Origin of the sequence: Actinophytocola oryzae (assembly GCF_004364325.1) — a bacterium.
Classification (GTDB): domain Bacteria; phylum Actinomycetota; class Actinomycetes; order Mycobacteriales; family Pseudonocardiaceae; genus Actinophytocola; species Actinophytocola oryzae.
The window spans coordinates 250242-268360 of the sequence record NZ_SOCP01000005.1 but is presented as its reverse complement, the minus strand read 5'-3'; the positions used below and the strand labels follow the sequence as shown (position 1 = coordinate 268360).

The window sequence follows — 18119 nt, the reverse complement described above, 5'->3', positions numbered from 1 at the left end:
TGGTAGCCACCCGACCGACTGTGACCTGCGCCTTACCGGCCTACCGGGGCAGCGTGTCCAGTTCCTGCAGCGCCTCACCCCTTTCCTGGAGCATTCGGGTCGCCAGCGCCTTCGTCGGTTCGTCCCTGACGTTGTCCGCGCCGGACTTCGCGACCGTGGTCGACTCGGTCAGGTGAGCGCGGGTCAGGCGGACGAACTCCGTGTCGAAGTCCGGCGCGGCGGGCAGGGCGATCAGCTCGGCCTCCGTCGGCATGCCCGGCATGTCGTGGCCTTCGTGGTTGTTGACGTACGGGGTCGACCCGAGCAGTGCGTGCAGCTCCGACAGCTCCGTGCGGCGGTCCGTGGCCAGCGAGCCCGCGAAGGCACGCAGACCGGGGGAGGCGGCACGGGAGGCGCCGAGGTCGAGCAGCTTCAGGGCCTGGTCGTCCGTCGCGATCGTCAGTTCCACGAACGCCCGTGCGGTCGCGTCGAGACCCGACGCGACCGCACGGGCTTGCGGGGCAGGGTCCCGCGTCGGTGAGGGACCCTGCTGACCGCACCCGCCGAGCGCGAGTGCGGCCAACAGGAACACGACTACAGTGGTCGGCCGTCGGATCCGCACTTGACCACCACGTTGATGCAGTCCCGCACGCGACGCTCCATCTCGGCCGCGGGCCAGACGTTGAAGAAGTCGCCGTGGAACGTCCTGCCGTCACCGGAGGACAGCCGCAGCACCGAGGGGTCACCACTCACGGGGTAGCGGATCACCATGCGGAGCTTGGGCACCGGCACCGGGTGCGACGACGGGCAGTTGCCCGCCACCGGGTACGCCATGTGCGACTTGTGGTCCGCCGAGTCCAGCGTGGACCCGTTCCAGCACTGCGGGAAGTCCAGGTAGGTCTCCAGCTGCGTGCCGGACGGGCAGTTCACGAAGTTCTTCGACGGGTTGACCTGACCGGCGTGCAGGCAGGACCAGCGGGCGATGCTGTCGGCGTCGCCGGTGGCCTTGGCGTTGCCCGCGACGATCTTCAGTCCGACCGGGGTCGGCCTGATCGCTGCCGGGTTGTTCACACCTTCGCCGAGGTAGTAGAAGGTGATGATGCTCGGCTGCACCGCCACGTTGTTGCGGTACAGGGTCGGCACCCAGTAGGAGGAGATGTCCACGGCCGGGTTGCAGTTGCCGGTGGCGCCGGCGAGCTGCTGGTGGGTCGTGGTGTTCGCGTTGGTCGCGTGGTTACCGAAGAAGTCGTGCGAGTGCGACGCGCCGGCGAGGTTGGGGAGCACGATGGGGTCGTCGGTCAGCCGGTGGCTGAGCTGGCAGTCGGCGGGGAACTCGGCGACCCGGATCACCGCCTGAGCCGACTTCTGGTTGACCGACAGGGCGGCGAGCGCGAGCAGGGACGCCATCCCGACGGTGAACCATCTGGTTCTGTTCTTCGTCATTGAAGACAAACTCCCTCGACTTTTTCTTGCAGGGGCCCGAGAGAGCGCTCTCACAGTGAGGATGACGTGACTCTCGGCAACGGGTCAACGATTTTGTTCTGATCAGGAACAAATAGGGCCGAACGCAGCAGTCGACTAAGCCGAACGGCCCGTAATCTTGACAGAGGTCATCCCAATTACGACTATTTGAGCCGGGAGAGCGCTCTCACGCCCCCGTTCCTTCCGAAGTACCGCCGACGGCTTGCGTCGGCGCGTGCAAAGGAGCACGCATGAGATCGCTTCTCTCGTTAGGGCTGGCCGCTGCCTTGGCGGTAACGCTCATCCAGGCCACCCCGTCCGCCGCGGCCGGTGCCCTGATCTCGCAGGGACGCCCGGCGACGGCGTCCTCCAGCGAGTCGGCCGCCTTCCCCGCGACCGCCGCGGTGGACGGCGACATGGGCACCCGCTGGTCGAGCGGGTTCAGCGACCCGCAGTGGCTGCAGGTGGACCTCGGTGCCACCTTCGCCGTCGACCAGGTGCGGTTGAGCTGGGAGGCGGCCTTCGCGACCGCCTACACCGTCCAGGCGTCGACGAACGGCACCACCTGGTCCACTGTGTACACCACGGCCGCGGGAACCGGTGGTACGCAGACACTTCCGGTCACCGCCTCCGCCCGCTACGTCCGCCTGAACCTCACGGCCCGCGCCACGCAGTACGGCTACTCGCTGTGGGAGTTCCAGGTCTACGGCACTCCGACGGACACCGGGCCGCCACCGACCGGCGACGGCCTGCTGTCCTACAACAAGCCCGCCACCGCGTCGACGTTCCAGGACGACGGCGCCTGCTCGGGCTGCGTCCCGGCGCGTGTCACCGACCTCGACCCGGCCACCCGCTGGGCGACGAGCGCGACGAACGGCTGGGTCGACCCGGGCTGGATCACGATCGACCTCGGTGCGACCGCGACCGTCACGAAGGTCGTACTGCAGTGGGATCCGGCGTTCGCCACCGCCTACCAGATCCAGCTGTCGGACAACAACTCCACGTGGCGCACGGTCTACCAGACCACGCAGGGCCGGGGTTTCAAGGAGACCCTCACCGTGTCGGGCACCGGTAGGTACGTCCGCATGTACGGCACGGCCCGCTCGAACGGCTACGGCTACTCGCTGTGGGAGTTCCAGGTCTACGGCACGGGTGGCAACCCCACCACGCCGCCTGCCGCCCCGCCCGCGCCGAACTTCACCCGTCTGGCGTGGAGCGACGAGTTCAACGGTGCCGCCAACTCGACACCGGACGCGTCGAAGTGGAAGCCAGAGGTCGGCCCGGGCGTCAACAACGAGCTGCAGTACTACACGAACAACAACAACGCCCGCATGGACGGCGCGGGCAACCTGGTGATCCAGGCGCGGCGTGAGGTGACGCCGGGGTCGGCCTGCCCGCCGGACCCGCTGTCGGGCGGCAGCACCACGTGCCAGTACACCTCGGGACGGTTGAACACCAACGGGAAGTTCGACTTCACCTACGGGCGCGTGGAAGCACGCATCAAGGTGTCGAGCACACAGGGCCTGTGGCCGGCGTTCTGGTTGCTGGGCAGCAACTTCTTCCAGGGGCGGCCGTGGCCCGCCTGCGGTGAGATCGACATCATGGAGCACGTCGGCCGCGAGCTGAACAACGTGTACTCGACGCTGCACGCGCCGGGCTACTACGGCGCGGGCGGCTTCGGTTCGCCGCTCGCACTGTCTACTCCGGCCGGTTCCCAGTTCCGCACCTTCGCGGTCGACTGGAACGCCACGTCGATGCGCTTCTCCGTGGACGGCAACTACTTCTTCACGGTGGACCGCGCGAACCTCGAGTCGACCAGGGGTCCGTGGGTCTACGACCACCCGTTCTTCATCATCCTGAACAACGCGGTGGGCGGTGACTGGCCGGGTCCGCCCGGGGCGAGCACCCAGTTCCCGCAGAACATGACGATCGACTACGTGCGGGTGTACCGCTAGCCGAGCAACCCGTGCAGCCGGGCCAGCTTGAGGCTCAGGTGGAGAGTCAGCCGCTCGTCACCGTTCTTCAGGCTGGTCCCGGTCAGCTCGGCAACCCGCTGTAGCCGGTAGTACAGGGAGGTGCGGTGGAGACGCAGTACCCGTGAGGTCTCCACCGCGCTTCCCGCCAGGTCAAGGTAGGTCTCGAGGGTCGAGACCAGCTCCGGCGAGAGGCGCAGCACGCCGGGGTGGATGGCGGACACGGGCACGGCCGCCAGCATCCGGTAGACGCCGAGCGACTCCCACGGCGTGACCGGCCCGAACCCGGGCACCCGTTGTGCGACAACGGAGGCGTGCAGTGCCTCCACATAGGACTCAGCGGCACCCGTGAGGGAGCCCCGCGTGGTCCCCACCCCCACCACGACCGGGCCGGTGAACAACCCCGGCACCGAGTCGGCCCGCACCGGCCCGGCACACACCAGCACCCCGTGATCCCCTCGCACGAGGTGCCGTGCCGAGAACCTGCCGCGTGCGGCAAGAAGCCCGTCCGCGAGCACCTCTCTGGCGGCACCCCGCACCACCAGTACCGTCACGGGCAGTGGCGGGAACCCGCCCTCGTCGACGAGAACCCCCACCGAGGACGCGTCACCGGACAGCAGCCTGGCGAGCGCGGCCTGTTCCCGCTGCGCGCTGACCCCGGCGGCGAGCACGTCGTGCAGCAGCACCAGCGCCAGCTCACCTGCCGACTTCGCGGCAAGCTCGAGGTCCGAGTCGGACATCACCGGCGAGTCGATCAGCCACAGGAACCCGAGCAGCCGGTCCCTGTGCCGCACGGGCACGCACACGCGCGACAGGACTCCCGGGGAACCGGGAACCCGCAGCGGCCCCCGCGCCTCGAAGATGCCGGCGGACCGGAAGCGGGCACGCACGTCCCTGGCCGTGTGCCGCCGCAGGATCGAGTCCCGGCGGACGTCGTCCATCGGACCGGTCTGCTCGCTGTAGGCCAGCACGCTCTGCGCGTGGTCCTCGAGCAGCACCGGCCTGCCGAGCCGGGCCGCGAGATCGTCGACGGTCAGCTGCACGGCCACGACGACCTCCGGTTTTCGACATATGTATGAAACTTCCCCACACCTTCCCTACATTGGATCGGTGAGATAGGTCAAGACCCCGGGCTAGCGTCCCTTCCGTGACCCGCCCTGCCCTGCTGGTGACAGCCCTGCTCTCCGCGGCAGCGCTCGCCACCGGACTCTCGGTCAACCCAGCCACCGCCGCACCCCAGGACGCCCCGGCAGCGCCGGAGAACCCGTGGCAGTACCCGCACTGGCCCCAGCAGCAGCCGTGGCAGCAGTCGGGTGCCCAGACCGCACGCGTCGCCACGCAGGCCGGCTTCCCCGGCCCGGTCGACCCGCAGAACTGGGTCAACCCCGACAACATGACGTGGGACGACTACCGGAAGCCGCCGGGTACCAACTGGGCCGACCCGTCTGCCGAGGGCTCGGTGCGCAACTTCAAGGGTGCGTTGATCCTTCTGGACTATCCGAACCAGCCGTTCGTCATAACGCAGCCGCAGGGTTCGACCGTCTTCGCGAACCCGAGCGCCGAGGCGCACGACGTGCCGCAGGACCAGGTCGCGCAGTTCTACCAGGACTTCCTGAACAAGCCGGGCACGCTCAACCACGGCCACACCATCAACGAGTACTGGATGGAGGACTCCGGCGGCCGCTTCGGCGTCGACCTCACCGCGTTCGGTCCGTACACCATGCCCGGCAAGGACCACGAGTACGGCATGGAGTTCCAGGCAGGCACGGCCTGCCCGGCCGGGGACAACTGCGACCGCAACATCCGCACCGACGGGCGTGCCGCGTGGGTGAACGCCGTCGGCGCCGAGGTGCCCGCGCAGTACGACTTCGTCTTCTTCCTCTCCGCTGGCCAGGACGAGTCCTCGACCTGGCAGGAGTTCGGGATGATGAAGTTCCCGAACAAGGAGGACGTGACCGACGCCTTCGGGCCGCCGGACGACGCGCTGCCGAACTGGTCACGCACCCGTTACGTGGACTGGACCTCGTGGGCGGCAGGCTCGTCCATCTGGCCCAACGCGAGCGCGGGCTCCTCGACGCAGGCCGAGAGCTCGGGCCAGTCGACCTACGCCCACGAGTTCAGCCACATCCTCGGTATCGCGGACAACTACAACAACCCCTACGGCGTCCCGCCGCGCCGCTCCTACAGCGGCATCTGGGAGATGCTGTCCCGCGGCACGTTCAACGGTCCTGGCGGACCGCACAGCCGATGGGTGATCCCGCCGACGGCCGGCTCGTCGATGGGCGCGCAACACATGCTGCGCAACAAGATGAAGCTCGGCATCGTCGACCAGCAGAACGTGCTCCAACTCTCGCGCGAGGCGCTCGGCGACTCCGGCACGGTGATCGCGAACATCACCGCACGTGTCGTCCAACCGGGACCGAGCGGCCTGTCCGGCGTCAACGTCGCGCTCGGCACCGGGGACCTGTCACCGAGGTGCGACACGAACACCGACCCGTTCTGTGACGGCGGCGGCTACAACAACTACACGGTCGAGGTCGTCGACCGGATGGGCGCCGACTCGTTCACACCCGACTCGGGTGTGTTGCTCGCCAAGACGAAGAACCAGGACAACGCGCCCTTCGAGTGGGTCGTCGACGCGAACCCGCAGGACATCGGGATGACCGACTACGTCCTGCCCGACGGCACCAGGGTCCCGATCACCATCGGCGACTACCGGCAGCTGTCCGACGCGTTGTTCCACGCGGGCAATGGCTCCGGCAGTGAGTACGAGTACGTCGACCAGGCGAACCGGCTGCACTTCTACGTGCTCGACGTCAAGCGGGACAAGAAGGGCGTGCTCTCCTACACGGTCGCGATCCGCTCGCTCGACGGTGCGGGCCCGCAGCGCCACGGCGTGAAGGTGCTGCCGACGTTCGGGCTGCCCAACCGCAGCGGAATGGCGACCTGCGAGTTCCCGGTGTTCAACACGGGCAGGGCCGCGGCGGCGGGTGGGCACCCGGAGGACGTGTCGAAGTACCTCAACGGTGACGTGTACCGCGTCGCGGCCACTGTGGACGGTCGCGGCTGGACGGTCGACGTGCCGAACTCGCTGGCCACCGCCTCGTTCGGCGACTACGTCCAGGTGCCCGTGTACGCGAAGCGGACCGGCAGCGGCCCGCACGTCGCCAACGTGCGGCTCACGGCCACGTCCGAGAGCGACCCGGCGAAGAAGGCGACGGCGACCTGCACGGTGGTCGGCGTATGAGAACGCAGGCGGTGCTCGCGGCGTTGACGCTCGCGGCGGCGGTCGTCGTGGCACCGCCTGCCACGGCCGCCCCGGCGGACGCGAAGGTCGTGCCGATCCAGGTCACCGGGGACCCGGCGAAGAGGTTCAACCTCGTGGTGCTCGGCGACGGCTACACCACGGCCGACATGCCGAAGTTCCGCGAGCACGTGGACAAGCACCTGAACGTGCTGTGGACGATCGAGCCCTTCAAGTCCTACCGCAGCTACGTCAACGTGTACGCCGTGGAGATCACCTCCGCCGAGTCCGGTGTGGACTGTGACCCCGGGCTCGACTCCGGTGAGAAGGACACCGCCCTCGGCATGGGTTTCTGGGGCGGCTGCAACCCGAGCAGCGTGCAGCGCCTGCTGACCGTGAACGGGACGGCGGCGAACACCTACGCCGACCTGGTGCCCGGCACCACCCGGGGCAACCGGCAGCTGCTGGCGCTCGGCAACAGCGACACCTACGGCGGCGCCGGCGGCGCCAACGCCACCGCGTCCGGCGGCAACGCGCTGTCGGCCCTGATCACCCCGCACGAGCTTGGCCACTCGCTCGGCGGCCTGCAGGACGAGTACGACTACTACGCCCGGGGTGAGCGTGGCGAGCCGTACGAGGGCGGCGAGCCGGACTCGTCCCACCACACCCTGCTGACCGAGCAGGAGATGCTGGCACAGCAGAAGAAGTGGTGGCGCTGGCTGGGCGAGGAGAGCGAGTCCGGTGGCCCGGTCGGCCGCTACGAGGGCGGCATGTACGCGGGCACCGGCGTGTGGCGCTCGTCCGCGCACTCGATGATGAAGACCCTCGGCTACTACTTCGACCAGATCGCCCGCGAGCAGATGACGCAGCGGATCTCGGCGAAGACCAACATCCTGCAGGACGGCGTACCCGCGTCCGCGCCGGTCGGGGCGGACCGTGTGCTGTGGGTCGAGACCATGTACCCGGTGAGCCACCAGCTCGACGTGACGTGGACCCTCGACGGCGCCCCCGTCGCGCGGGGCACCCGCAACCTCGATCTGTCCACAGTGGACCTCTCGTCCGGTGTGCACTCGGTGACGGCGACGGTCGTCGACCCCACGGAGTTCGTGCGCGACCCGGCCATCCGCGCCTCGGCCGCGTTGACGCGGAGCAGGACGTGGACCGTCGACACCTCGCTCCACACGCCCGTCGTGCCCGTCGAGCCCGCGTTCACGCTGTCCACGCCGACGACACACCCGGTCGGCGCCACGGACGTCGTGTACGCGGAGGTCACGCACCCGACCGACACCGTGCACGGGATCACCTGGCGCCTCGACGGCCGCCAGGTCGACCCGGGGGTCAACGACCGCGCGTTCGACCTCGAGCCGCTCGGCCTGACCGGCACCCACACGCTGACCGCCACCGCGGGAGCCCAGACCAGGACCTGGACGGTCGACGGCCGCGACCCGTCGGTCACCTATGCGCTGTCCGAGCCGCTGTTGTCCGGCAACGGTTCCTACGTCTTCAACGGGCCGTTCACCATGGACCTCGAGGGCGGCGACGACACTCCTGGCTACGTGGTCCGCGAGTTCCGCACCGACGGCGACGGCTGGTTCAACTACTTCGGCTGGCCGACCGACCCCGACGCGCCGTTCCTGTTCACCCCCCAGGGCACCGAGATCGACAGCCTGGTGTACGGGAAGCTGGGCGTGCCAAGGCTTTCCCCGTGGGACCAGGTACCGACCAGCTACGGGACCCACCGCATCGACTACCGGTCCATCGACCCGGCCGGCAACATCGGCACGGCATCGTCCTTCGATGTCACTTTGCTGCCACCGCCGCCCGCCTGCACCACCACGGTCACCGGTCGCCACAGCGGACCGCTGACCGTCCGTGACGGCGTGACCTGCCTGAACGGCGCGACCGTCACCGGACCGGTGACGGTGCTGCCGGGTGCGTCACTGGTCGCGACCGCCGCGACGGTCTCCGGGCCGATCTCGGCGACGCGTGCCGCGGTTCTCGAGTTGTTCGGCTCGACAGTCGGTGGTCCACTGACGGTGACCGGCGCGTCAAGCGATGTCCAGATACTGGGCGGCACCGTCAACGGGCCCGTGACGCTGACGGGCAACGCGGCGCCGGTGCTCGCCGGTGCCACCGTGCACGGCCCGCTCAGCTGCGTCGGCAACGCCGCTGCTCCCGACGACCTGAGCATCGCGAACAGGGTCGGCGGGCCGTCCGTCGGGCAGTGCCGATGACGTTCGCAATCCCTGTTGTAATACGGAGTGCCATACGATGATCGAGTGATGTGCCGCGCACATTGTGTTCGCCTGTACGGTCTTGCCCGTTCAGGTGAATGCAGGACGCGGAGGTCGAGCAGTGGCGGCAGTACGCAACCCGTCGGCGTTGCGCTGGCTGGTGGGGGTCGAGCTGGCGAACTACCGGAAGCGCACGGGGCTCAAGCAGGCGGACGCCGCCAACAGGGCCGGTGTCAGCGTGGGCAAACTGTCCCATCTGGAAACCGGTGAAAGACAACAACAACCGGCGGACATCGCCAAGGTGCTCGAGGCCTACGGTGCGCCGCAACACGACGTCAACCGGCTGACGTCGCTGGCGGAGGTGCCCGACGAGTCGAACTGGTGGGGTGCCTGGCGGGACGTCGTGCCGGACTGGTTCGGCACGTTCGTCGGGCTGGAAAGGTTGGCAATCAAGGAGTTCGTCTTCGAGCCCATTCTGGTGCCCGGGTTGGTGCAGACCGAGGGCTACGCGCGGGAGCTGTCCAGGGCGGGTCGTCGGGTCCGGCCCGACCACGCGGACCGGCTGGTCGAGGTCCGCATGGGCCGCGCGGCGCGACTCACGGCGGAGAACCCCCTGCGGCTGCACGCGGCGATCAACGAGCAGGCGTTACGGCTGCGGGTCGGCACGCCGGACATCATGCGCGGCCAGTACGAACACCTGATCGCGCTCGCGGAGAGCGAGAACATCACATTGCAGGTGGTCGTGCCCGAGCGGGGCCCGCACGCGGCCGTGACCGGCCAGTTCGCCGTGCTCGACTTCGACAATGCGCGGCCCATCGCTTATGCGGAAGTTCAGGACGGCGCTATGTACGTCCAGCACCCTGGGGAGGTGGATACTTACCGTGAGTCTGCTCGGAGCCTGGAGGAAGTCGCACTCTCGCCGGACGACTCCGTTCGTTTCGTCGCGGACTTGATCAAGAGAGTCTGAGGGAGCATACCGTGAACATCGGCACTGACTGGCGCAAGAGCAGCTTCAGCGGCGAGAACGGATCCTGCGTCGAGGTGGCGTTCTCCGACCCGGCCGTCGGCATCCGCGACTCGAAGAGCACCCGTTCCGGTCACCTGATGGTCACCCAGGCCGAGTGGGTCGCCTTCGTCGTGGGTGTGAAAGGCGGCCGCCTCGGCGGTTAACACCGCTGTCACCAAAACCGATCGGCGTTCACGCACGTTTCGTGCGGTAACGTGCGGCCACCGCAAGGCAACCCAGGTCTGATTCGGGGCGTCTTTACGGCTAGTCGGCTTGATCGGTTTGGGGGCAGAGGTTTGAAACCGCGCTATACCCGTGTCTGGGTACTGCTGTCCGTATTCACGTTCGTGACCGCGTGTACGACGACCGAGGCGACCGAACCGCCGCCTGGGCTCGCGCAGCGCGGCACGGTCATGACCACGGTCACGCCGACGAGACAGGACCTGACCAACGCCGTCAGCCTCTCGGGCACGGTGACGATGAACCCCGTCTTCGGGCTGGTGGCGCCCGTCGCGGGTCAGATGCGGTACGTGGACGTGAAGCCGCCCGCGAGCACGCCGACGAAGCCGACGAGGATCGGCGCGGTGTGGGCCGGTGGCAAGCCCACCTACCTCGACGTGCCCGCGGGCGCCACGTTCGCGGGCAGGCTCGTCGACGACAGGTCGAGCGTCACGGCGGGCATGCCGGTCGCGTCGGCGAAGCTCGCCGGGTACGGCATCGTCGCGGACATCAGCAGCGACAAGGCGTACCAGATCGCGGACGGCCTGACCGCCGTCCAGGCCCAGATCAAGAACGGCCCCGGTCCGTTCCCGTGCACCGTGCTCGGGACGATCGCCGCGCTCCCGGCGGGCACGATCCCCGCGCCGCCGCCCGCCGACCCGCCCGCGGACGTCCCGCAGGGCGGCGTGTCCGGGGCGCCCGCCCCGCCGGTCGACGAGCCCGAGCCGCCCCAGGACGGATCCGGCGCGTCGGGCCTGCGGCTGGTGTGCACCGCCCCCGGCGACGCGAAGCTGATCAACGGCGCAGCGGTGACCCTCAAGATCATCACCCAGACCGCGGCGAACGCCTTGGTCGTCCCGGTCGAGGCGGTCGCGGGTGGCCAGGGCAAGGGCACGGTCGAGGTGGTGGAGGACGACGGTTCCACGCAGCTGGTGGAGATCGCCCTCGGCCTCACCGACGGCAAGGTCATCGAGGTCAGGTCGGGCCTGACCGGGACCGAGAAGCTCTCGGTGCCCGGCCCGAACCTGCCGCCCGCGCCGGACGCCGACCAGGGCCGCGGTGGCAAGTGACCGCCGCCCAGATCACGCCCGAGGTGGGGCCGGCGCCCCCGGCCACGCCCCTGATCCGCCTCACCGGCGTGACGAAGACACTTCGTGGCCAGCAGCAGCCACGCGCGATCCTGGACGGCGTCGACCTGACCCTCCACAGTGGAGAGAGCATCGCGGTGCTGGGCCGGTCGGGTTCCGGCAAGAGCACGCTGCTGAGCCTGATCGGCCTGTTCGACCGCGCGGACGGCGGCCAGTACCTGTTGGGGGACAGGGACATCACCCGCCTGCCGGAGCGGAAGGCGGCGGCGCTGCGCAGCTCGGAGTTCGGGTTCGTGTTCCAGCGCTTCTTCCTGCTGAAACACCTGACGGCGGCACAGAACGTGGCGATGGCGATGGTCAACGGGCAGGGCTGGCTGCCACGGCGCAAGCGCAAGGCCCGGGCGATGGCCGCACTGGACCAGATGGGCATAGCCCACCTGGCGAAGCACAAGCCGCCGCGCCTGTCCGGCGGCGAGCAGCAACGGGTGGCGATAGCGAGGGCACTGGTCCGCGACCCGAAGATCCTCCTGGCCGACGAGCCGACCGGTGCTCTGGACACGGAGACGGGAAACGTGGTGGTAGAGGCCCTGAGAGCCGCGACGGACCGCGGCTGCGGCCTGATACTGGTGACCCACGACCACGATCACGCCGCCAAGATGCAACGAATCCTGCACCTGGACCACGGCACCCTGTCCCCGATGGAGGTACGACGGTGACGTACCTGGGGTTGTCCACAGCCGTGCGAGTTGTCCACAGAGGGGGGCTACGACCTGCCGCTCGTCGTCTCACTCCGGCAGACTGGTGGATGTCACGTCCGGTCGGTGTGGGTGGGTGCGGCGGCCGGGTCGTGCGGTCTGTGGGCGGATGTGTCGAAGGCGCGGGCCTTCGCGGCGCGCGGTGTGGGGGAGGGGCTCTTCGGCGCGTCCAACGTCGCGAGGGCGTCCTTCAGTACGTTCAACGTCATGGAGGCGTCCTTCAGCACGTCCGGCCTCCGGCACCGTTCAGCCCGCCCGTCGCCCGGCGCCCGGTGTTAGGAAGGCGTCCTTCAGTACGGCCAGCGTTAGGAAGGCGTCCTTCGGTGCGGCCAGCGTTACGAAGGCGTCCTTCAGTGCATCGGGCGCGCCGGACCACCCTCCTCCAGGCCGACACGGCACCAGCCGGGTGTCCCAGCCGAGGGTGGGAGCCACCCTTCAGGGGCGGACCGGGCACTCTAGCGGAGGTGCGGTCGTGATGCGGCTCTCCGGGCGCTTCCGGTCGGCGCTCATCATTGGCGGACAGGGGATCCGAGCGCGAAAGCTGCGCACGTTCCTGTCCATGATCAGCCTGTTCCTCGGCGTGCTCGGGGTGGTCGCCGCGCAGGCCGGGCAGGTGATCGCGCATCGGGCGCTCGTCGCGAACAGTGAGCTGTCGCGCGGGGTCGACGGCACCCAGCAGGTCTACCTGCCACCCGTCGACGGCGCGTCCGAGATCGTCATGTCCACTGTGGAGGGTCGGGACGACGCCGTCGCGCTCCTGTCGACGAACGCGATCATCGGTGAGCCGGACGTCCGCCCGATCAACGAGGGCGGCTCGCCCATCGACGGGCAGGGCGGCTACGGCCCGATGATGCAGTGCGACGCCTCCGGCGAGTGCGTCGACCCCAACGAGGGCAAGCCGTCCGGGCAGGCGATCGAGCTGCGTGTCGTGGCGCTCACCGGCGACGTCCGGCAGTTCCGGCCGCTCAGGCTCCAGTCCGGACAGTGGCTGGACTTCGGCGGTCAACCGCTGCTGGCACCCCGGCTCGTGGTGAACAAGGAAGCGGCCAAGGCGTTCGAGATGTACCCGGTGCCCGCGGAGATGCGGTTCCCGGACGCCACGGCGCACACCACCCCACAGATCGTCGGTGTCGTGGACGACGGCAACTCCGCGCCACAGGCCTACGTCCGCAGCGACGAGCTGCTGAACTGGATGCCGTCGGACGTGCTGTCGAACCCGAACTACGGGTCCGCGGAGGTGCTGGCGGCGCCGACGGCCACGGATTTCCTTGACATCCTCCAGAAGAAGTACTCCGCAGTCGCCGATCCCCGGATGGGTGACCTCTACATCGAGACGATCAGCGCCGAGGACCTCATGCCGACGGAGATCCAGCTGATGCGCTGGGTGTTCCTCGGCGTGTCGATCCTGGTGCTGCTCATCGGCTCGGCGGGCATCCTCAACGTCGGGCTCGCGACGGTCGGCGAACGCATCGAGGAGTTCGCCCTGCGCAGAGCCGTTGGCACGCCCCGACTTCTGCTCGCGGGCATCGTACTGGCGGAGACGCTGCTGACCGGCCTGCTGACCGCGCTGGCGGCGATCGGCGTCGGCATCGCGGGGTTGGCGGCGGCGAGCAGGGTGTTCGGCGAACGCCAGCCGATGCTGCAGGGCGTGGCGTTCCCGTGGGAGGCGGGCGTCGCGGGTGTGGCCGCGGGCCTGATCGCAGGCGTCCTGGGCGGCCTGGTGCCGGCGGCCCGCGCGGCACGAATCCCTATCGCGACGGTGATGCGGGCCTAGCGTCGTACTCGCGGACGACGGTCTTGGGCGTGCACATGCGCCACGCGTCGGTGACCAGCTCTCTGAGCTCGTCCTTGTCGATCGCGGCGAGGTCGACGTGGATCCAGTGGTATCGCTGGTCGCCGACGCCGGGCATGGCGAACTTGCCCGGCTCGGCGTCGATCACGGCGTCCCGCTCCTCCTTCGGGAAGCCACACCCCATCGTCCGCTCGTCGCGGGAGAGCGTCGCGTAGACGATCCGGCCGACGTTGAACTTCACCCGGTCGCGCACGAGCCGCTCCACCGTGCGCGGCAGGCTCGTCGCGATCTCCCGCACGTCCTCGGCAGTGACCATCGCCGCTCCTGAATCGTGTAGTGCCTCGGCCCGATGCTACCGACGCCCACTGACATCTCCTGTCAGTTGTCCACAGGTGGTCGAGTTGTCCACAGGCCTCGGCTTCCGCCCTCCACGCCGGCGATATGCGGCCTAGAGTTGGCCCATGAACTGGGACGATGCCATCCGGCTCCTGGGTGGCGTCCCGCGACCGACCGACCTGGAGGTCCGATACGGAGAAGCACATCGCGGGTACCACAACTTCATACATGCGCAGCAGGTCGTACGAGACGCGACAGCGCTGACGACGGGTAGGGACCAAGCGCTGGTGGCCCTGGCCGCGTGGGCGCACGACGTCGTCTACAACGGCAAGCCGGGCGAGGACGAACGGGAGAGCGCGGCATGGGCCAGCCGGCACCTGGCCGAGGCCGGCGTCCCAGAGGACGACATCGCGAGGGTGGAAGGTTTGGTGCTCGCCACCATCGAGCACACACCACCGCCCGGCGATCACGCAGCCGCCGCACTTCTCGACGCTGACCTCGCGGTCCTCGCCGCCAGCCCGACCGTGTACGAGGCATACCGGCAGTCAGTCCGTGCCGAGTACGCCCACGTCCCCGACGCCGAGTGGCGAACCGGCCGAGCCGCCGTACTTCGTTCACTGCTGGCCAAGGACCCGCTGTACCAGACGCCCGCAGCCCGAACCCGATGGACGACTGCGGCCCAGCACAACCTGCGCACCGAACTGACCACCCTGGCGTAGCCACGCGAACCGACCGAGCTGCCCGGGAAGCTGGCGAGGCCGGTGCGCGAGAGCCCGGCAGGCGCCCCGACCGGACGTGAGGTGCGCTGCCGTGGTGTCCGGGGTGCGGTTGTGTCGGGCGTGAGGTGCGCTGCCGTGGTGTCCGGGGTGCGGTTGTGTCGGGCATGGGATGCACCGTCGTTGTGCCCAGGTGCGGTCTTGGGTGCCCAAGAGGTCATGCGGGAGCCGGTCAGGGGAGGTCAGGCCCTTCCTGGAGACCCTGGCTTGTGGGTCGATCGTCGGCACGGCTGACCTGCGTTGGCTCCTGCTAGGCGCATCCAGGATTCGGTTGTGCGTTTGCGCCGGGACGCTGTGCGAGGGTTCGTCATGCGTCTCGCGAGGGCGCCTGGGTGGCCGTGCCGCGTGGCGCGGAGGTCATGCCGAGATACGGTCGGGCTTGAGTGCCGAGCCGCCGCCATGCCGATCCCTCCGGAACCCGCCTGCGGTCGTGGCCGAAGGTTGCCTGGGACGCGGTCATGCGGGTTGTGGTCGTGCCTCGGTCGACCATGCGGTCTGCTTCGGCGCCCCGGCATGGCTGATGGGTGGTGATCCTGCTCGTGGCGGCGGCCACGCAGGCCGGGAAAGCTTCCCCGGGTGAGACGTGCGGTGGCGCAGAGGGAGTCGTGCCGGGGCAGGTCGTGCCTGGGCGTGCGCCGGGTCGAGTGGCTGTCCGTGTGCCTTCTCGCCATCGTGTCGGGCGGCTGACCTCAACCTGTTCGGGCCGCCAGCTTTTCCAGCACTTCGAGGAACACGCGGCGCTCGGCGGCCGGGACCTCGGCCAGGAACTCCGCCTCCATGACACGGATGTCCTCGCGGCATGCCGTCATCACCGCTCGGCCCTCGGACGTCAGGGCCACCACGCGGTTGCGACGGTCGGCCGGGTCCGGGGTTCGGCTCAGCAGCCCCCGTGACTCCAGGCGGTCCAGGATCGGGATCAGCCTCGTCTTGTCCCGGCGCACCACCGCCGCCAGCTCCGACTGGGTGGGCGCCGCACCCGACTCCAGTGCGCTCAGGACCACGTAGTCCCACATCTCCACATCATGAGCCCGCAGGATCGGCGTCTCCGCCTCCACCAGCGCCCTGGTCAGGTACGCGAACGACGCACCAAGGTCCCGGCGCTGTCCCGTCATGGGTGCAGACGATACCTGTTGACCAATCGTATACCTTGGTAGATAGTCTACTCATGCAGAACATTTTGACGACACACCGACAAGCGATCGACGCCGTACTGGAGATCGTCGGGGCGGTTCGGGCCGAGGGCCTCGGGCGGCCCACGCCCTGCACGGGCTGGACCCTGCGAGACCTCATCGCCCACATGGCCGGGCAGGACGTCGGCTTCGGTGTCGCCGCGCTGACCGACGTCGGCGACGATGCCTTCGTGCCTCGGGACGTCGGGCGCTACCGCGGCGGCGCCAACCTCGTCGTGGCCGCGTTCGCCGCCGCCGATCCCGAGCGGTCGGTGTTGTTGCCCGAGTTCCACCGGCGGTTCCCGCTCCCGACGGTGGTCGGGTTTCACCTGCTCGACACGCTCGTGCACGGATGGGACGTCGCCGTCAGCGTTGGGCTTGACGTCGGGTATGACGACGAACTGGTCGCCGCCGCTCTCGTGCAGGCCGAGAACGTGCCTGGTGGGGACGCCCGGACCGTGGCCGGCGCGGCTTTCGGGCCGGTGCTGGACGGCGCGGACGCCTCACACGGTTGGGCGCGGACCCTGCGCCTGCTCGGTCGCGACCCGGCCTGGGCCGCGGCGACAGCCGAGCGCTAACACCGCCGCCACCGCACCCAGCGGCGCCATCGTCATGTCCTTGTGGGCATCCCGGACATCGCCCTGCTGACCGTTGTAGGCCTCCGCCATCCCCGGCGCCAGCACCACGGCCACGCCCCACTCGAACAGCTCGTACAACGCACTCGTCGCCGCCACCACCTCCAGCGACCGCACCGCCCCCAGGCGCGGCACCATTGTCGCGCAGAGGCCGTACGCGAAGTGGACGAGGCGGTCGAAATGGTGGCGGTGCCAGCCGAACACCTCCGACAGGCGTACACCGAACACCGCCTCGGGTCCAGTCGTCGTACGGGACCAACCGGGCTGGTCACGCGGACCAGCCAGGGCCGGACCGGCCATGGTCAGGCCTGCGACGGCAGCTCGTCGAACTCGACTACCTGGCGGACCTCCACCTCGATCTCCATACCGTCGAACAGCCTGATGTACTCCTGCGCGAACTGGACCGCCTCGGCGAGGTCCTTCGCGTTGATCAGCGCGAACCCGCCGATGACTTCCTTGGCCTCGGTGAAGGGACCGTCGGTCACGGTGACGGACTCGGTGCGCAACTTGCGGACCAGCGAGCCCTTGTCCGACTTGTGCACACCCTCCGCGGTGATCAGGATGCCCTTCTCCGCCGCTCCCTGGATGAACCCGCCCATCTTCTCGACGAACTCCTGGGTCGGATTCCACGCCTCCGGCGTCCGCTCGTCGACCCGGTGCATCATCAGAAACCGCATTCCACTCACTCCTCCTGGACCAACGGGGGCCGCAGCGGCCCCCACACCTGCACGTCGAACGACCGCGTGCCGTCTCGACAACCGTCCACGAAGAAGTTTCGGGAAGCTCCTCAGACGCTGCGCAGCACCGAGACGACGACCCCCAGTACGACGGCCTCGTCGCCGTCGATCACCTCGTACGCCGGGTTGCGGGGCTCCAGGTACACGTGCCCGTCCCGCCGCCGGTAGACCTTCACCGTGGCCTCGCCGTCGATCATGGCGGCCACGATCTGGCCCGAGTGCGCCTCGTTCTGCTGGCGGATCACCACGATGTCGCCGTCGCAGATGGCGGCGTCGACCATCGAGTCCCCCCGCACACGCAGGCCGAACACCGTGCCCCGGCCGGTCAGCTCGCGCGGGAGGGTCAGCAGGTCGTCCATGTGCTGCTCGGCCGCGATCGGGATGCCCGCCGCGATGTCGCCGACCACCGGCACCGGCACCGAGTCGCCCGACGCGTCCCTCGACTGCGACGGCAGGAACGCACGCACGTCCATCGCGCGGCTCACCGTCTCGCTGCGGCGAAGGAAGCCCCGGTCCTCCAGGGCGGCCAGGTGCTTCGACACCGAGGACGACGAGCGCAGGCCCACCGCGTCACCGATCTGGCGCGCGCTCGGCGAGTAGCCGTGTTCGACCACCCAGTCCCGGATCGCGACCAGGATCCGCTGCTGGCGTTCCGGCAGCGAAGAGGCATCCAGGTGGTCGAAGACGTCGTCATAGGTGGTCACGGGCCGAATGA

19 protein-coding genes are annotated in these 18119 nt (G+C 69.2%); 10 read left to right on the top strand and 9 right to left on the bottom strand.

Features of this window, described 5'->3' with window-relative positions:
- Positions 1-40: 40 nt before the first annotated feature.
- Together CLV71_RS15855 and CLV71_RS15850 are read right to left on the bottom strand one after the other, a co-directional pair.
- Positions 41-571 carry a DUF305 domain-containing protein gene (locus CLV71_RS15855; protein WP_133903521.1) on the bottom strand — a complete coding sequence of 177 codons (531 nt, stop codon included), beginning with the start codon at positions 569-571 and terminating at the stop codon, positions 41-43.
- Positions 572-573: 2 nt separating this feature from the next.
- The gene (locus CLV71_RS15850) at positions 574-1422 is read right to left on the bottom strand and encodes a DUF1996 domain-containing protein (RefSeq protein WP_133903520.1); all 849 of its coding nucleotides are present in this window, start codon (positions 1420-1422) and stop codon (positions 574-576) included.
- A 269-nt stretch (positions 1423-1691) separates the two neighbouring features.
- Here CLV71_RS15850 and CLV71_RS15845 point away from each other — a divergent pair, with 269 nt between their 5' ends.
- Positions 1692-3395 carry a discoidin domain-containing protein gene (locus CLV71_RS15845; RefSeq protein WP_133903519.1) on the top strand — a complete coding sequence of 568 codons (1704 nt, stop codon included), beginning with the start codon at positions 1692-1694 and terminating at the stop codon, positions 3393-3395.
- On the opposite strand, the gene CLV71_RS15840 is transcribed toward CLV71_RS15845, so the two are convergent.
- On the bottom strand, positions 3392-4462 hold the full coding sequence (locus CLV71_RS15840) for a PucR family transcriptional regulator (protein WP_133903518.1): 1071 nt from the start codon (positions 4460-4462) through the stop codon (positions 3392-3394). The two genes, CLV71_RS15845 and CLV71_RS15840, sit on opposite strands and share 4 nt — an antisense overlap.
- 344 nt (positions 4463-4806) lie before the next feature.
- On the opposite strand from CLV71_RS15840, the gene CLV71_RS15835 reads away from it, so the two are divergent.
- From CLV71_RS15835 to CLV71_RS15810, 6 genes are all read left to right on the top strand, one after another.
- Positions 4807-6660 carry a M6 family metalloprotease domain-containing protein gene (locus CLV71_RS15835; protein WP_166664135.1) on the top strand — a complete coding sequence of 618 codons (1854 nt, stop codon included), beginning with the start codon at positions 4807-4809 and terminating at the stop codon, positions 6658-6660.
- On the top strand, positions 6657-8891 hold the full coding sequence (locus tag CLV71_RS15830) for a M64 family metallopeptidase (RefSeq protein WP_133903516.1): 2235 nt from the start codon (positions 6657-6659) through the stop codon (positions 8889-8891). The genes CLV71_RS15835 and CLV71_RS15830 overlap by 4 nt, the downstream gene beginning before the upstream one ends.
- Before the next feature lie 121 nt (positions 8892-9012).
- A complete protein-coding gene (locus tag CLV71_RS15825; RefSeq protein WP_133903515.1) occupies positions 9013-9858 on the top strand; it encodes a helix-turn-helix domain-containing protein in 846 nt (281 codons plus the stop codon).
- A gap of 11 nt (positions 9859-9869) precedes the next feature.
- The gene (locus CLV71_RS15820) at positions 9870-10061 is read left to right on the top strand and encodes a DUF397 domain-containing protein (protein WP_133903514.1); all 192 of its coding nucleotides are present in this window, start codon (positions 9870-9872) and stop codon (positions 10059-10061) included.
- Between the two features lie 183 nt (positions 10062-10244).
- Positions 10245-11186: an efflux RND transporter periplasmic adaptor subunit gene (locus CLV71_RS15815; RefSeq protein WP_243866487.1), complete on the top strand. Its 942-nt coding sequence runs from the start codon at positions 10245-10247 to the stop codon at positions 11184-11186.
- The gene (locus tag CLV71_RS15810) at positions 11183-11920 is read left to right on the top strand and encodes an ABC transporter ATP-binding protein (RefSeq protein ID WP_243866485.1); all 738 of its coding nucleotides are present in this window, start codon (positions 11183-11185) and stop codon (positions 11918-11920) included. The genes CLV71_RS15815 and CLV71_RS15810 overlap by 4 nt, the downstream gene beginning before the upstream one ends.
- Before the next feature lie 92 nt (positions 11921-12012).
- Here CLV71_RS15810 and CLV71_RS47670 read toward each other — a convergent pair whose 3' ends face one another.
- Complete coding sequence (locus CLV71_RS47670; RefSeq protein ID WP_166664115.1) at positions 12013-12168, bottom strand: hypothetical protein; 156 nt, start codon at positions 12166-12168, stop codon at positions 12013-12015.
- Positions 12169-12434: 266 nt separating this feature from the next.
- Here CLV71_RS47670 and CLV71_RS15805 point away from each other — a divergent pair, with 266 nt between their 5' ends.
- Entirely contained in the window at positions 12435-13733 is a 1299-nt protein-coding gene (locus CLV71_RS15805) for an ABC transporter permease (protein ID WP_133903876.1), read from the top strand.
- Here CLV71_RS15805 and CLV71_RS15800 read toward each other — a convergent pair.
- Positions 13708-14067, bottom strand: a complete 360-nt coding sequence (locus tag CLV71_RS15800; protein WP_133903512.1) for an MmcQ/YjbR family DNA-binding protein — start codon at positions 14065-14067, stop codon at positions 13708-13710. The two genes, CLV71_RS15805 and CLV71_RS15800, sit on opposite strands and share 26 nt — an antisense overlap.
- A 145-nt stretch (positions 14068-14212) precedes the next feature.
- Between CLV71_RS15800 and CLV71_RS15795 the strand changes: the two genes are divergently transcribed.
- Positions 14213-14806, top strand: coding sequence for an HD domain-containing protein (locus tag CLV71_RS15795; RefSeq protein ID WP_133903511.1), 594 nt, complete (start codon positions 14213-14215; stop codon positions 14804-14806).
- 746 nt (positions 14807-15552) lie between these two features.
- On the opposite strand, the gene CLV71_RS15790 is transcribed toward CLV71_RS15795, so the two are convergent.
- On the bottom strand, positions 15553-15975 hold the full coding sequence (locus tag CLV71_RS15790) for a MarR family winged helix-turn-helix transcriptional regulator (protein WP_133903510.1): 423 nt from the start codon (positions 15973-15975) through the stop codon (positions 15553-15555).
- 53 nt (positions 15976-16028) lie between these two features.
- On the opposite strand from CLV71_RS15790, the gene CLV71_RS15785 reads away from it, so the two are divergent.
- Complete coding sequence (locus CLV71_RS15785; protein WP_133903509.1) at positions 16029-16610, top strand: TIGR03086 family metal-binding protein; 582 nt, start codon at positions 16029-16031, stop codon at positions 16608-16610.
- Here the strand turns inward: CLV71_RS15785 and CLV71_RS15780 are convergent.
- From CLV71_RS15780 to lexA, 3 genes are all read right to left on the bottom strand, one after another.
- Positions 16536-16895, bottom strand: a complete 360-nt coding sequence (locus CLV71_RS15780; RefSeq protein WP_166664114.1) for a DUF2238 domain-containing protein — start codon at positions 16893-16895, stop codon at positions 16536-16538. The genes CLV71_RS15785 and CLV71_RS15780 overlap by 75 nt on opposite strands.
- A 74-nt stretch (positions 16896-16969) precedes the next feature.
- Positions 16970-17344, bottom strand: a complete 375-nt coding sequence (locus CLV71_RS15775) for a YciI family protein (protein WP_133903507.1) — start codon at positions 17342-17344, stop codon at positions 16970-16972.
- Positions 17345-17454: 110 nt separating this feature from the next.
- Positions 17455-18108: a transcriptional repressor LexA gene (gene lexA, locus CLV71_RS15770; protein ID WP_133903506.1), complete on the bottom strand. Its 654-nt coding sequence runs from the start codon at positions 18106-18108 to the stop codon at positions 17455-17457.
- Positions 18109-18119 lie beyond the last annotated feature (11 nt).